14 protein-coding genes are annotated in these 14,398 nt (G+C 64.4%); 6 read left to right on the forward strand and 8 right to left on the reverse strand.

Annotated features, from left to right (window positions below; genetic code table 11):
- Nucleotides 1-73 precede the first annotated feature (73 nt).
- The 3 genes from BRA1417_RS0100260 to BRA1417_RS0100270 all read left to right on the forward strand — a co-directional run bounded on the left by BRA1417_RS0100260 (nucleotide 74) and on the right by BRA1417_RS0100270 (nucleotide 2,611).
- Nucleotides 74-601, forward strand: coding sequence for a GNAT family N-acetyltransferase (locus tag BRA1417_RS0100260; protein WP_027514084.1), 528 nt, complete (start codon nucleotides 74-76; stop codon nucleotides 599-601).
- Nucleotides 602-683: 82 nt separating this feature from the next.
- A complete protein-coding gene (locus BRA1417_RS0100265; RefSeq protein WP_027514085.1) occupies nucleotides 684-2,069 on the forward strand; it encodes an MATE family efflux transporter in 1,386 nt (461 codons plus the stop codon).
- Nucleotides 2,070-2,176: 107 nt separating this feature from the next.
- Entirely contained in the window at nucleotides 2,177-2,611 is a 435-nt protein-coding gene (locus BRA1417_RS0100270; protein WP_027514086.1) for a DUF2147 domain-containing protein, read from the forward strand.
- Between the two features lie 4 nt (nucleotides 2,612-2,615).
- Here BRA1417_RS0100270 and BRA1417_RS0100275 read toward each other — a convergent pair whose 3' ends face one another.
- On the reverse strand, nucleotides 2,616-3,755 hold the full coding sequence (locus tag BRA1417_RS0100275; RefSeq protein ID WP_027514087.1) for a DUF3095 domain-containing protein: 1,140 nt from the start codon (nucleotides 3,753-3,755) through the stop codon (nucleotides 2,616-2,618).
- A 177-nt stretch (nucleotides 3,756-3,932) separates the two neighbouring features.
- Here BRA1417_RS0100275 and BRA1417_RS0100280 point away from each other — a divergent pair, with 177 nt between their 5' ends.
- Entirely contained in the window at nucleotides 3,933-4,358 is a 426-nt protein-coding gene (locus BRA1417_RS0100280; RefSeq protein ID WP_051448258.1) for a hypothetical protein, read from the forward strand.
- A 4-nt stretch (nucleotides 4,359-4,362) separates the two neighbouring features.
- Here the strand turns inward: BRA1417_RS0100280 and BRA1417_RS42090 are convergent, their stop codons facing one another.
- From BRA1417_RS42090 to BRA1417_RS0100300, 5 genes are all read right to left on the reverse strand, one after another.
- Nucleotides 4,363-4,578 carry a hypothetical protein gene (locus BRA1417_RS42090; protein WP_084462444.1) on the reverse strand — a complete coding sequence of 72 codons (216 nt, stop codon included), beginning with the start codon at nucleotides 4,576-4,578 and terminating at the stop codon, nucleotides 4,363-4,365.
- Nucleotides 4,579-4,703: 125 nt separating this feature from the next.
- Nucleotides 4,704-5,426: an SDR family NAD(P)-dependent oxidoreductase gene (locus BRA1417_RS0100285; RefSeq protein WP_027514089.1), complete on the reverse strand. Its 723-nt coding sequence runs from the start codon at nucleotides 5,424-5,426 to the stop codon at nucleotides 4,704-4,706.
- Nucleotides 5,419-6,801, reverse strand: a complete 1,383-nt coding sequence (locus BRA1417_RS0100290; RefSeq protein WP_027514090.1) for a class I adenylate-forming enzyme family protein — start codon at nucleotides 6,799-6,801, stop codon at nucleotides 5,419-5,421. Before BRA1417_RS0100290 ends, BRA1417_RS0100285 begins: the two co-directional genes overlap by 8 nt.
- Nucleotides 6,788-7,033, reverse strand: coding sequence for an acyl carrier protein (locus BRA1417_RS0100295; RefSeq protein ID WP_007597226.1), 246 nt, complete (start codon nucleotides 7,031-7,033; stop codon nucleotides 6,788-6,790). The genes BRA1417_RS0100290 and BRA1417_RS0100295 overlap by 14 nt, the downstream gene beginning before the upstream one ends.
- A gap of 144 nt (nucleotides 7,034-7,177) precedes the next feature.
- On the reverse strand, nucleotides 7,178-8,992 hold the full coding sequence (locus BRA1417_RS0100300; RefSeq protein WP_027514091.1) for a long-chain-acyl-CoA synthetase: 1,815 nt from the start codon (nucleotides 8,990-8,992) through the stop codon (nucleotides 7,178-7,180).
- 231 nt (nucleotides 8,993-9,223) lie between these two features.
- Between BRA1417_RS0100300 and BRA1417_RS0100305 the strand changes: the two genes are divergently transcribed.
- Nucleotides 9,224-10,204: a tripartite tricarboxylate transporter substrate binding protein gene (locus BRA1417_RS0100305; protein ID WP_027514092.1), complete on the forward strand. Its 981-nt coding sequence runs from the start codon at nucleotides 9,224-9,226 to the stop codon at nucleotides 10,202-10,204.
- 46 nt (nucleotides 10,205-10,250) lie between these two features.
- On the opposite strand, the gene BRA1417_RS0100310 is transcribed toward BRA1417_RS0100305, so the two are convergent.
- Together BRA1417_RS0100310 and BRA1417_RS0100315 are read right to left on the reverse strand one after the other, a co-directional pair.
- Nucleotides 10,251-10,520: a DUF3551 domain-containing protein gene (locus BRA1417_RS0100310; RefSeq protein ID WP_027514093.1), complete on the reverse strand. Its 270-nt coding sequence runs from the start codon at nucleotides 10,518-10,520 to the stop codon at nucleotides 10,251-10,253.
- A 33-nt stretch (nucleotides 10,521-10,553) separates the two neighbouring features.
- Entirely contained in the window at nucleotides 10,554-10,835 is a 282-nt protein-coding gene (locus BRA1417_RS0100315; RefSeq protein WP_027514094.1) for a DUF3551 domain-containing protein, read from the reverse strand.
- 419 nt (nucleotides 10,836-11,254) lie between these two features.
- Between BRA1417_RS0100315 and BRA1417_RS39430 the strand changes: the two genes are divergently transcribed.
- Complete coding sequence (locus BRA1417_RS39430) at nucleotides 11,255-14,392, forward strand: efflux RND transporter permease subunit (RefSeq protein ID WP_051448259.1); 3,138 nt, start codon at nucleotides 11,255-11,257, stop codon at nucleotides 14,390-14,392.
- Nucleotides 14,393-14,398 lie beyond the last annotated feature (6 nt).

Here is a 14,398-nt window from a genome sequence, read left to right on the forward strand (position 1 = left end):
AATATCATTGCCTTTGAGGTGCTTATGGCAGAACGAAACGCACAGGCGGCGCGGAGATGCGAAAGAGAGAGCGATGAGCATCGAGATCGACATTTTGAACGGCGACGCCTCGTGGCGGATAGCGGAGCCGCTGCATCAGGCGGTCTTCGGACCTGATATCGTCGCGAAGCAGCCCTGGGCTCACGTCAAATGGGCCAATGCCGATTTGCGCGTGCTGATCGAGACGCCCGAGGATGGTCTCGTCTGCCATGTCGGCATCTACTTCCGCACCGTCACCTGGAACGGGCAGAAGGTTCACATCGGCGGCATTGGCGGCGTCTGCACGCGGGAGGACCGGCGCGGCCGCGGCTATGCGACCGTGGCGATCGACGCCGCGCTGCATACCATGCGTGCCAACGAGGCGGTCCGCTTCGCGTTGCTGTTCTGCGAGCCGCACAATGTCGCGTTCTACGAGGCCCGCAGCTGGCTCCCCTTCAAGGGCGAGGTCTATTGCGAGCAGCCGGAGGGACGGATCCGCTTCACCCACATGGCGCCCTATGTCTGCAACATCGTCAGCGCGCCGACGCTGGGCACCATCGACCTCTGCGGCCTGCCCTGGTGAGCCCTGCGTGAGGCGCGGCTGGTGCCGGGGCCGCACGCCATATAGTATGTTGAGCATCATCCAATATTCCGCGCGGTGACACATGACGATCGACGCCTCCCTGGACGCCGTGCCGCCGCCTGCCCCGGTCGCCTCCCCCATCGCCAGCCTGCTGACGGCACCGATCCTGCCGACGCTGCTGCGGCTCGCGATCCCCAACATGATCGCGATGGTCGGCAGCACGCTGGTCGCAATCGCCGAGACCTCCTATATCGGCCGGCTCGGCACCATCCCGCTCGCAGCGATCGCGCTGGTGTTTCCGTTCGCCATGCTGACGCAGATGATGAGCGCGGGCGCGATGGGCGGCGGCGTCTCGTCTGCGATCAGCCGCGCGCTCGGCGCAGGCGATCGGAGCCGTGCGGCGACGCTGGCGCTGCATGCCGCCATCATCGGCCTCTGCGGCGGACTTTTCTTCACGGTGACGATGCTCGTCTTCGGGCGCTCGTTCTTCACGCTGCTGGGCGGGCGCGAGCGCGTGCTCGAGGAAGCCAGCGGCTATTCGCAAATGCTGTTCTCCGGTGCGGTCGCGATCTGGCTCGTCAACACGCTGGCATCGGTGATCCGCGGCACCGGCGACATGCGTCTGCCCTCGATGGCGCTGATCGGGACGAGCGTGCTCCAGATCGCGCTCGGCGGCACGCTGGGGCTTGGTCTGTTCGGTGTGCCGCAATTCGGCATGCCCGGTGTCGCCGCCGGTCAGTTGATCGCGTTCACCTGTGCCGCGATCTTCTTCCTCTGGTATCTCTGGTCCGGCCGCAGCCGGCTGCCGCTGGATTTTCGCGCCTTCCATTTCGATCGCGCGATGTTCTTCGACATCCTCAAGGTCGGCGCGGTCGCCTGCCTGTCGCCGCTCCAGACCGTGCTCACCATTTTGATCTTCACCAAGATCCTGGCGACCTTCGGCACCGAGATGCTGGCCGGTTATGGCATCGGCTCGCGACTGGAATTTTTGCTGATCCCGATCACCTTCGCCTTCGGCATCGCCTCGGTGCCGATGGTCGGCATGGCGATGGGCGCCGGACAGGTGAAGCGTGCGCGGCGCGTGGCCTGGACCGCGGCCGCGGCTTCGGGAATCACGGTCGGCCTGATCGGCCTCGTCATTGCGCTCGATCCGTCACTGTGGGTTTCGCTCTTCACCAGGGATCCCGGCGTCGCCGCCGCCGCGCACAGCTATTTCCACTGGGCCGGCCCGACCTTCGTGTTCTTCGGCATGGGCGTGTCGCTTTATTTCTCCTCGCAAGGCGCGGCGCGCGTTGGCGGTCCCGTGCTCGCCTCCACCGCGCGGCTTCTGATCGTCGCGATCGGCGGCGGCACCCTCATGATGGCGCAGGCTCCGGCCTGGACTCTGTTCGCGCTGGTTGGCGGCGCCATGGCGGTGTTCGGGCTATCGACCGCGGCCTCGGTCGCCTTGGTGCGCTGGGGCAAATGAGCACAGGTCAATGCACGCAGGCGAATAAACGCGGGAATGTGATTCCATCCAGCGTTGCACTATCCTGCTAGGCTGCTATGGAGGCGCTCCACTTCGGGGCTCTCTCCATGACTTCCAGATTCGCCGCTCTCATCGTCCTTCTGGCTGCGCTCCTTGGCGCGACTGCCGCCGATGCCCAGAGCGCCGACGGGACCTGGCTGACCCAGGCGGGCGACGCCCGCGTCAAGATCAGCAAATGCGGCAGCGGCATCTGCGGCAATGTCGTCTGGCTGCGTGAACCCCACGACACCGCGACCGGCCAGCCCGCCACCGACAGCAAGAATCCCAATCCCGCCCTCGCCAAGCGCCCGATGATCGGCTTGCCATTGTTCAGCGGCATGCAGCCTTCAGGGCCGAACAAATGGTCGGGCCAGATCTACAATGCCGACGACGGCAGCACCTATGCGAGCAGCGTTGCGGTGACATCAGCGGATTCGCTGCGGGTTGAGGGTTGCGTTGGCGCGCTCTGCGGCGGCGAAACGTGGACCCGGGCGGGGCGCTAGCACTTCACGCCATCATCACCTTCAGCGCCGTCGCCGCCGAGGCGTAGCCGCCCCGCGCACCGTCGATGAAATGGACGTGGTCGCTGCGGAGCGCCGACGGGGTGAAGCAGGTCATCATCGCGGCGTCCTGCTGGTGGAGCCCGTAACGCACGATGCCGTCGCGCGCGGCAGTCGCGAGACGATCGCTGAGGGCACGCTCGAGCTCCGGCGTACAGTCGAGGATCATGCGCAGGCCGTCGTCATATTTGCGGAAATCGGAGTTCTCCACGACCTGCCGCCTATAGAGCTTCGGCACGAAGCCGCCGACCTTGAGGTCGAAGCGCATGATCAAATAGACAAAAAGCGTGTAGGCCAGCACGCTGGCGCGGCGTGCGAGCAACGGACCTCCGCGCTTGGTGCGCGCCTCATATTCCAGCCCCTGCGGCGGCCATGTCAGCGGCGGCCCTTGTGGCGGCACGGGCCGACCGGCATCCGGGCTGCGCTCGACGAGATGGATGATGTCCTCGATCACGTTGCGGAATGCCGAAGGATCGGCGCCCTGGGCCGGCATCACCAGCACGGACAGGATCAGGCCGCGCGCAGCCGGAATCACCTCGAAGCGGCAGGACAGGCCAGAGAGATCGGGCTGCGTGCCCGCGGGCGCTTCGGTGATCGCAAACTCGCCGCGCTTCATCGCGGCGTCGGCCCAGGCGAGCCCGCCGCCAGAAAACATCGCATAGGACAAATTGGCCGACGGACCGAAGCGCGCGACGCGCACGTCGAGGCCCTGCGCCCGAATGGCGCTCACCGCCACCAGCGCGATGCGCATCCGCAAGTCGAGATCTTCCCGGACCCAGGTCGCGGTCGCAGCCAAAGCCTCGCGGGCGGGCTCGAGATCATTAGGCGCGACCGCAAAACTCGCGCCGTCGCCGCCGAACACGAAGGGAAATTCGCGTCCCTCCAATGCGTTCGTCACCGCCGCGATCACGGCGGCACCGGCCATGTTCACCGCCTTGTAGCGCTGCGCCGCGATGGCCTGGGTCGAATCCACGATGTCGGCAACGCCGACGCTCCAGTCATCGGGCAGCGGCGAGTACAAAGCGGGGTCCATCAGGCTGGTGAAGCCGCGAAACACCGGAATGCCGCTATAGAACGCTGATGTCATCGGATGATGCCGGATGGTTGGGACGCACGTCCAAAGAGACATACGCAGAAGAATCGATTCGGGTTCGCCGGGAGCGCGCCCTTGCAACCATTGGCCGAAATGGAACCGGACAACAAGACGAGGGCGCGCTGCAATGCCACAGAAGGTCATTGATCGGCATCAAACAGCTGCGCGCAAATGGCGTCTAGTCTTGATGATCTAACATGGTTGCGCGGGAACATCGACGTGTCCGACTTCGACAGGAAGGACTCCATCGCTCCGGTACGCCGGCGCACCGGGCGTGATCCGATCAGCGCGGTGAAGATGCCGGAAAGCCTGACCGCGGCCGTCGATAATTGGGCCGAAACGCATCACCTGTCGCGCTCGGATGCCATCCGGACGCTGGTCGAGCTGGGCCTGAAGGTCGCGCCCCCGGCACTCCCGCCAGGGCACCCGCTCGCCTCGGATGCCACCAGGATCGAAGAGCTTGCGGTGCATGAACTCGAGGGACTGCTCGATCCTGCCCTGTCTGAAGACGAACGCGAGCGCCGGATCCGCCGTCTGACCGACGGCCCGCCGGAGTTCTCACACGAACGGATTGACCTGCCGAAGCACCGGACCTGAATGTCTAGTGCAGCTTCTCATCCTGACGCTTGCACAGCGCGGATGAAGGTACGTCGTGGCAACCGACCAGACGCACGAATTTCTGCGGATACATTTCGTGACCGTGATCACCGGAATTTTGGTGAGACATCGGCTCGCAGCGAACGGGCTGACAGTGAACGTCGCTTTGCTGTGCGCAAGATGGCTTTGCCGACGCCTTGTCCGGGCTCGCAGCGGTCATGGACTGCTCCCTATCGATTAGGGCAGATCGATTGACGTAAGCCAATCGATTGCGCGGCATCTTACAACCAAATCCGGACGATGTCATTGCGCCGGATCAATGCAATTGTGCCGATGGAGTTCCGCCTACGCCGTGTTGCCCGCGTCGACCGTGAACACGGTACCCGTCACATTGCGACCGCCCTCGCCCAACAGATATTCCACCATGCGCGCGACATCGTCGGTCTCCGGCAGGCGGCGTAGCGCGCTGCGGCCGGCGATGCGCTTGCGGCTGTCGTCGGAGAGATTGTGCGTCAGCTCGGTGTCGATGAAACCGGGCGCGATCGCATTCACGGTGATGCCGAGCTTGCCGACCTCGCGCGCGAGCGAACGGGTGAAGCCGGTGGCGGCGGCCTTGGTCGCACCGTAAACCGAGAGGCCGTTATAGCCGGTGGTCGCGATGATCGAGGAGATGTTGATGATACGGCCGGCACCGTCGGCCATCATCTGGCGCGCGACATATTTGGTGAGAATGATCGGCGACAGCACGTTGAGCTGCACCAGCGCCTCGATCTCGGAATTGTGCATGGTCGCCAGCAGGCCTTCGGTGCCGAGGCCGGCATTGTTGACGAGGCCGTAGATCGGGCCGAATTCATCGCGCACGAGTTTGGCATAGGCCGGGATCGCGTCGATCACGGCGAGGTCACAGGCGCGGAAATGCAGGCGCCCTTCCGACCCGGCGATCGCCGCCTGGAGCTCGTCGCTCTCGCGCCGCGCGGCCGCGATCACGTTGTAGCCGGCATCGACAAGCCGCTTGCCGATCGCAAGGCCGATACCGCGGCTGCCACCCGTGACGAGAACATTATGCATCGGTGCGCGCCAGTTTGCCGGCCGGGGTGACGTCCAGCGCCTCGACGAAGCGGATCACCGCCGGCACCTTATGGGACGCGAGCTGCGCGCGGCACTGATCCAGGATCTGGGCGCGGATCTCTTTCGCGCGCGCCGGATCGGTGCCGTCGGCGAGGATCACGTCGGCGACGACGATGCCGCCGGTGATCGGGCTCTTGCGTGACTTCGCCCGCGACATCCGCACGTCGGGATGACGGTTGATCACCGCCTCGATCTCTTCAGGATGGACCTTCAGCCCGCCGATATTGATGATGCCGCCGCGTCGGCCGACGAAATAGTAGCGGTCGCCACGCAATTCGACGATATCGCCGCTGTCGACATACCCGTCTGCATCGGTGAGCGCAGCCGCGTCGCGGCCGATATAGGCGTGCGCCGTGCGCGTCGAGCGGATACGTAGCGAGCCGTCGACGACCTTCATTTCGACGCCATTGCGGTTGCCGAGATAGTCCGCCGGAAAGCCTTCCAGCCCGTCATTGACGGCAAAGCCGACGCCGGCCTCCGTGGATGCATAGGCATGGCCGACGGAGGAATTCGGGAACGACGCCTTCAGGCCGTCCAGCACCGCCTGATCGGCGATCTCGCCGGAGAGGCGGACATAGCGCGGCGCAAACTGCGCGGCCGAGCCGCTCATCAACAGCTTGCGCCAATGCGAGGGCGTGCCGGAGATGTGGGAGACGCCGCGCGCGTTCAGCCGCGTGACGTGATCGGCGAGCGCCTCATGCGGATCGGACAGCACCATCGAACCGCCGGAGAGGACGGCGCGGAGGAATATCTGCAGGCCGCCATAGCGGCGGATGTCGTAGAAGGTTGCCCATACCGGCGCCGGTCCACGCGCCGGGCCTTCGGCGACGATGGCGCCGGTGAGCGCTTCCAGCGTATGGCCAACGATCTTCGGCACGCCCGACGTGCCCGAAGTGAGCATCAGCCATTCCGTGGCGCGTTCAGTCCTGGCCGGTACGGTGGCCTGAGGCGGCAGTTTTGCGGTGACGACCAGCGGCACGCCGGTCTCGGCCCAACGATCGGGCTCGTCGGTGACGACGGCATCGATCCCGGCATCCGCCATCAGCGCATCGAGATGCGCGGGATTGAGATCGGGCGGGCACAGCAGCATGCGGCGGGCAATACCGTCGAGCTCGATCATGGCAAGACCCGATCGGAGCTGGTCGGACACTTTCAGCAGCACCGCGCGACCGGACAGCTCGCCCAGGCGGCCACCCAGCACCGTCTGCGACAGGATATCCGTCAGCGACACGATATCGTGCGCATCCGACAGCGCGCGGCCCGTCAGCTCCGCGCCGAGATGGTCGCGAAGCGCAAAGATCTCACGCGGGGACATTTTCGTAGGCCCGCACGAAATCGCCCACGGTGGCGGGGAACGCTGCGTCCTCGGAGATGGTGAAGGGGTCGACGCCGGTCTCGTCCTCGAGGCGCGCCACCAGGATGGCGAAGGCGAGCGAGTCGAAGCCCGTCTCGTGCAGGGACAGATCGTCAGAGAGTGCGGGAAGCGCGACGTGCTGCTCCTTGGCGATCTGCTGGATCGCTTCGATGACCTTAGACCGTACCGACATGGCTGGCTCGCTTCTGTTGTCGTTCGTGTTGCGGCGGTTCTTGATGACCGCCTCCCTGGGTCGCTTGTTTACCCGACAGAAGTAAATGGCTTCTTGGACAATTCGGATAAAATTGGACCTATCTCCGAATTTTCGCGGGCTAGTCTAGAGCCGGATCGTACCCTCGTTGATTTGCGCATGCGTCTCCGCGTCCAGCGCGACATAGGCGCCGGTCTTCGGGTCCAGCATGAACAGCGGATCGGAGACCGCGCCCGGATCAAACCCCTCGCGCGCGAGCTCGCCCTTTTTCTGTTTGAACGTCTCGGTCGCATCGAGCTCGCGCGAGATGCGTATGAAGACGGGGTGAGCATAGGCCGGCAGGCGCTGTGCGAGATGGGCGGGCAGCGCCTCGACGGCAAAGCCCTCGTTCACCACGATTGCGCTCATGCCGGCGCGGCCATCGGTGCCGGGGACGCTGACGCCGTAGGTGGTGGCGTCGATGACGCCGGTGAAATCGCGCACGGCGTCGTTGACCTCCGAGGTCGCGACGTTCTCGCCCTTCCAGCGAAAGGTGTCGCCGATGCGGTCGACGAAGTGGAAGAAGCCCTTCTCGTCGAGCCGCATCAGGTCGCCGGTGCGGAACCAGGAATCGCCCTTGGCAAAGACATCGCGCAGGATCTTCTTCTCGGTTTCGCTCGCCTCGGTGTAGCCCTCGAAGCGACCGCCGCCCTCGTCCGCCGTGCCGATGCGGCCTATGGCTTCGCCAGCCTCGCCGCGCGCGCAGGCGATGCAAAATCCCTCTGCATTGCGCAGCGGCGCGCCGTTGTCGGGGTCGAGCTTGACGAGACCGGCAGGGAAACGATGCGCGAGCAACGGCGGAACGCGGCCGATCGCGCCGGGCTGGCCCTCGACGTTGAACAGCGAGAAATTGCCTTCCGTCGCCGCGTAGAATTCGAGGATACGCGGAATGGCGAAACGCGCCTGAAAATCGTCCCAGATGTCACCACGCAGGCCGTTGCCGCAGACGAGCCGCAGGCGATGCCGGTTCTCGTATTCCGACGGCGGCGCCTTGAGAAGATAGCGGCAGAGCTCGCCGATATACTGAAACAACGTGCAGTCGTGGCGCACGATGTCGGGCCAGAAATTCGAGGCTGAGAATTTTTCCGCGATCACCACCGAGCCACCGGCGGCGAGCATGCTGCACGGCGCGACGATGCCGCCGACCGAGTGGAACAGCGGCAGGCAATCGTAGAGCCGATCCTGCGGCGTCGCGCCGGTGAGGCCCGCGAACCAAAAGCCCCAATTGAGGATGCGGCGGTGGCTGATGCTGGCAGCTTTCGGCAGGCCGGTCGTCCCGGACGTGTAGATCAGCAGGGCCCGGTCGTCGATGGTGACGTCGCCACGCTCGTCCGGCGAAAGCGGCCCGTCATCGAGGGCGGCGAGCGCGACATCGATCGCGCGTTCGCTGCGGGCATCGCCATGGGTCCAGACCTTTGCTTCCGTGTTCAGGTGCAGCGACGCCCCATCCAGCGTCTCCGCAAGCTCGTGCGCGACAATGATGTGAGCGGGCTTTGCGACTCCGATGCAATGCGCGAGCGACCGGCCGACGAGCTTGGTGTTGATCAACGCCACCACGCCGCCGACGCGGCTGATGCCGAGCCAGGCCGCGACATAGTCGATGCCGTTCGGCATGATCAGCGCGACAGTGTCGCCCTTGACCACACCGGCCGAGCGCGCCCACCGCGCATAACGATTGATGCGTTTCGAAAGCCCCTCATAGTCGAGGCTCGCGTCGTCGGTGACCAGCACAATGCGATCGGGCTGGCGCTGCGTCCAATCATCGACGACGTCTGCAAACAGCCGGCCCGGCAACGTCTCGATCCGCGCAGTGAGCTCGATCGCCTTAAGCCAGATTTTCGAAGCCGAAGGTGCACGCGCGGCTTTCGGTTGCTCGATGACGCCGGTGGTCATGCCGTTCATTCTTTCGGAACGTGTCTGCTGGTTGCCGACAGCTTAGCTCGCACGCCCTGCCCAGGAGTTAAGAGACAAGGTAAACCGGCTTAGTACGCGATTAACTCTAGTCATCCTTTACCAAACCGGTGGGATCGGCGTGCGCGGGCTCGCAATTCTTGCGATAGCAAAGCCAGTTGTCGGGGCGCGCTGCGCGTGTCTCTTTGCCCGCTTGCGGCGCGAGGTGAATTGGAGAGCATGATGATCACCAAGCGACATTTCCTTCAGGCTGCGGCTTCTGCCGCAACCGTGCTCGCCACGCCACGCGCCTTTGCGATCGGCAATCCCTCCTATCCCTCGCATAGCGTAAAATGGGTGGTGCCCTATGCACCGGGCGGGGCCACCGACGTGCTGTCTCGGCTGCTCTGCCAGCGCCTCTCCGACCGGCTCGGCCAGACCTTCGTCGTCGAGAACAAGCCTGGCGCCGGCAGCAATATCGGGACGCAGGCGGTGATCACGTCCGCCCCGGATGGTCACACGCTGCTGTTGACCTCGACCGCGAACGCCATCAACGCCTCGTTCGATCCGGCGCTGCCGTATGATTTCGCCAGGGGGATCGCGCCGGTCGCCGGCGTCGCGCGAATTCCGCTGGTGCTGGTCGTCAGCAACGACCTGCCGGTGACGAGCGTCGCCGACTACATCGCCTACGCCAAGGCCAATCCCGGCAAGATGTCGATCGCCTCTTCCGGCATCGGCACCTCGCTGCATCTCTCCGGCGAGCTGTTCAAGTCGCTGGCCGGCGTGCAGTTCACCCACGTGCCCTATCGCGGCTCGGCTCCCGGATTGACCGACGTGATGAGCGGCCAGATCCAGGGCATGTTCGACAACGTCACTTCATCCTTCGAGCTCGTGCGCGCCGGCAAGCTGCGCGCGCTCGGCGTCACCACGCGCGAGCGCTCGGAGATTCTGCCGGACGTGCCACCGATCGCGGATACGCTCACCGGCTACGAGACGAGTTCGTTCTACGGTGTCGGCGCTCCGCACGACACGCCGCGCGAGATCATCGACCTGCTCAATCGCGAGATCAACGCCGCGCTGTCCGATGCGGAGATCAAGTCGCGCATCGCCGGGCTCGGCGCAATCCCGCTGCACGGCAATGCCGGCGAATTCGGCGGCATGCTGACGGCGGAGACCGACCGCTGGCGCAAGGTGGTGGAGCTGTCGGGCATCCGGAAGGAGTAGCGACCGCGCCTGCATGCGAAGCGGAAGCGCTGGAATCCGCGCAGCGCTAGCCGCCTCGCTGATGGCGCAAGCGCTGCGGCGGTGCATTGAACGGATAATACGGATTGAGATCGCAGCTGGCGGAGCGGCCTGAAGCCGTAGCTTGGCACTGCGGCACCGAGGTGAAAGAGCAATCATACCACTCCCCGCCACCACCGTTCGCACCGGAATAGACGTGCATGCAGACGGGATAGCGCGGATCGAAGGTCTGCGCATGCGACGGCACGGCCGTGAGCAGGGCACCGACGGTCATGATCAGGCCGAATAAGCGACGCATAAGAATTCCCCCTGAAAGCCGCATTGCGGATCGCTAGTGCACGTTCTTGTGGCGCCGGCGCGGCGGCGGCGGGGGTTGGTCGAACGCATAGTAGGGATTAACGTCGCAGCTTGCCGAGCGGCCCGAGGCCGTGGCGCGGCACTGCGGCAGCGAGGTGAAGGAGCAATCGAAATAATCGCCGCCGCCACCGCCAAAGCCGCCGGGCGTATAGACGTGCATGCACACCGGATAACGCGGATCATAGGTCTGGGCGCTGGCATCTGCCGCCACGAACAGCGTGACAATTGCGGTGAGGGTCAGGATCGGCAGGCGCATCGGACATTCCTCGAATCGGTGGCAACGGCACGCGTTATGTCATTTCGATATGGCACAACTGCGCGGCAGAAGCGATTGTTCCTATTTCATACCTCTCCGGCTTGTGACACCGGACGAAATGAGTGAGACAAAGCGCCGCAAAGATGCGGAATCGGAAAGCATCCAGTTTTCCGGCCTGCGCGGAACGCATAACTCGCTGCAGCTCTCCTTCGACAAAGGTCGCAAAGCATCCAGCGCAGGAATCCGTTCGCTGGCCGGAGCGAACGTACTAGTCTTTCGATCACAACGCCGGCCCGGACCGACGACGTTCCAGGGCAATCAACAAGCAAATGGGCTGAAGGAAACGCACTTGCGCTCTCGGGCGCGACTCCGCTGTGAGCGGGGAGAAGATGCGCTGGCCAGGGCTGTGGTGTCAGGGCATGCAAGAGAGCTTCTCGTCTCCGTTCATCCGCTATCCGATCGGCACCTCACTGCTGATGGCGGGCATCCTGTTCGTAGGCCTCGTGGCCTATCCTCTGCTGCCGGTTGCACCGCTGCCCCAGGTCGACTTTCCGACCATTCAGCTCTCGGCCTCGCTCCCCGGCGGCAGCCCTGAGACCATGGCCTCTTCCGTGGCACAGCCGCTCGAACGTCAGCTCGCACAGATCCCCGGCATCACGCAGATGACGTCGACCAGCTCGCTGGGTTCGGCGTCGATCACGATCCAGTTCGACCTCAACCGGAAGATCGACGCCGCCGCCAACGATGTGCAGGCAGCGATCAATGCAGCGAGCGGCCAATTGCCGAAGAACCTGCCCTCGCCTCCCACCTATCGCAAGGTCAACCCGGCGGATTCGCCGGTGATGATCCTGTCCGCGACGTCCGACACGCTGCCGCTGACCGTCGTCAGCGACCGCACCGATGCGCAGCTCGCGCAACAGATCAGCCAGTTATCCGGCGTCGCCCAAGTGTTCGTCGGCGGACAGCAGAAACCCTCCGTACGCATACAGATCGATCCGGCCAAGCTCGTCGCCAAGGGCCTGTCGCTGGAGGACGTGCGCGCCCAGATCGCGGCTGCGACCACCGACAGCCCGAAGGGCAGCATCGACGGGGCCAAGCGCGCCTACACGATCTACGCCAACGACCAGCTCACCCAGGCCCAGCATTGGCAGGACGTCATCGTCGCCTATCGCAACGGCGCTCCATTGCGGATCCGCGACATCGGTGAGGCCGTGGCAGGGCCGGAGGACATGAAGACGGCGGCTTGGGCCGACGGCAAGCGCGGCGTGTTCCTCGTCATCTTCAAGCAACCCGGCGCCAACGTCATCGAGACCGTCGATCGTATCAAGGCGCAGCTGCCGCGGCTGATCGCGGCCATCCCGCCCGCGATCTCGATCAAGATCATCAGCGACCGCACCATCACCATCCGCGCTGCCGTCGAGGACGTACAGATCACGCTCATGACCACTATCGCGCTCGTGGTGATGGTGATCTTCATCTTTCTCCGCAGCTTCTGGGCGACGATCATCCCGAGCATCACGGTGCCGCTAGCGCTACTGGGAGCCTGCTCGCTGATGTGGGTCTTCGGCTATTCGCTGGATAACCTCTCCTTGATGGCGCTGACGATCGCGGTCGGTTTCGTGGTGGACGACGCCATCGTGATGCTGGAGAACATCACCCGTTACGTCGAGCAGGGCGAGAGGCCGCTTGCTGCCGGCTACAAGGGCGCGGCCGAAATCGGCTTTACGATCCTCTCGATCAGCATCTCTCTGATCGCGGTGCTGATCCCGTTGCTCCTGATGGGCGGCATCATCGGCCGGCTGTTCCGCGAATTCGCGGTCACGCTGGCGATGGCGATCCTTGTTTCTCTGGTGGTGTCGCTGACCCTGACGCCGATGATGGCCTCGCGCTTCCTGCGCGCCAACCACGAGGCTCGGCACGGCCGCTTTTACCAGTGGAGCGAGCGGGTGTTCGAAAGAGTGCTCGGCGCCTACGAACGCGGGCTCGACGTCGCGCTGCGCCACAGTTTCGTCACCCTTTGCATCTTCTTCGCGACCGTAGCACTCTCGATCTACCTCTTCATCCTGATCCCGAAGGGTTTCTTTCCGCAGCAGGACAACGGCTTCCTCACAGCCGTGTCCGAGATGCCCCAGGACATCTCCTTTGCCGAGATGAAACGGCGCCAGGTGGAGCTCAACACCATCGTGCAGGCCGACCCCGCCGTCGCTTCGATCGCGATGTTCATCGGCGGCGGCGGTACGGCACTGAACTCGGGGCGCATGTACATCACCTTGAAACCGCTGGAGGAGCGCGATGCCGGCGCACAGCAGATCATCGCGCGGCTGCGGCCCAAGATCGCCAAGGTGGAGGGCGCCAAGCTCTATATGCAGGCCTCGCAGGACGTTCGTCTCGGCGGCCGCGCCACCCGCACTCAGTTCGAATTCACGCTCCAGGACGCCAACCTCGCCGAACTGAACGAATGGGCGCCGAAAATCCTCGATGCGATGAAGACGCTGCCGCAACTGCGCGACGTCGCGACCGACCAGCAAACCGAAGGCACGACGGTTCAACTCAGGATCAATCGCGACACCGCCGCACGCTATGGCATTCAGCCGCAACTGATCGACGACACCCTCTATGACGCGTTCGGCCAGCGTCAGGTCGCGCAATATTTTACCCAGACCAACAGCTATCACATCGTCCTGGAGATCACACCGGACCTGCAAGGCCAGCTCGGTACGCTCGACAAGGTCTATCTCAGATCACCGCTTACCGGCGACGAGGTGCCGCTCTCGGTGTTCTGCAACTGGACCAATGTGCCCGTGCGACCGCTTGCGATTTCGCATCAAGGCCAATTTCCGTCGGTGACGATCAGCTTTAATCTCGCCGAGGGCGTGGCGCTGGGACAAGCGACCGACGCGGTGCTGCACGCGGTCCGCGAGATGCGCGCGCCGCCGGCGCTGGCAACAAGTTTTCAGGGTACCGCGCAGGCATTCCAGCAATCGCTCGGCACCGTGCCGTTGCTGATCCTCGCCGCACTGGTCGTGGTGTATTTGATTCTGGGCGTGCTCTACGAGAGCTACATCCATCCTCTGACCATCCTGTCCACGTTGCCCTCGGCTGGCGTCGGCGCCGTCGCGATCCTGATGATCTTCGGCTTCGACTTCAGTCTCATTGCCCTGATCGGAGTCATTCTCCTGATCGGCATCGTCAAGAAGAACGGCATCATGATGGTGGATTTCGCCATCGCGGCCGAACGCGAGCAGCATCTCACCCCGGAGCAATCGATCCGCCAGGCGGCGCTGCTGCGCTTTCGCCCGATCATGATGACAACGATGGCCGCCCTGCTAGGCGGCGTGCCGCTGATGCTCGGAAGCGGCACTGGCTCCGAAATCCGCCAACCGCTCGGTTATGCGATGGTCGGCGGCCTTCTCGTGAGCCAAGCGCTGACGCTGTTCACGACCCCGGTCGTCTACCTCTACCTCGACCGCTTCTCCGACCTGCTCTCGCGCTGGATGGAGAAGAAGCCGCAAGCTACCGTCGCGTGCGATGAGCGGAAGGATCACGCGGCGGAATGAGCGCGG

It is taken from the genome of Bradyrhizobium sp. WSM1417, assembly GCF_000515415.1.
Taxonomy (GTDB): domain Bacteria; phylum Pseudomonadota; class Alphaproteobacteria; order Rhizobiales; family Xanthobacteraceae; genus Bradyrhizobium.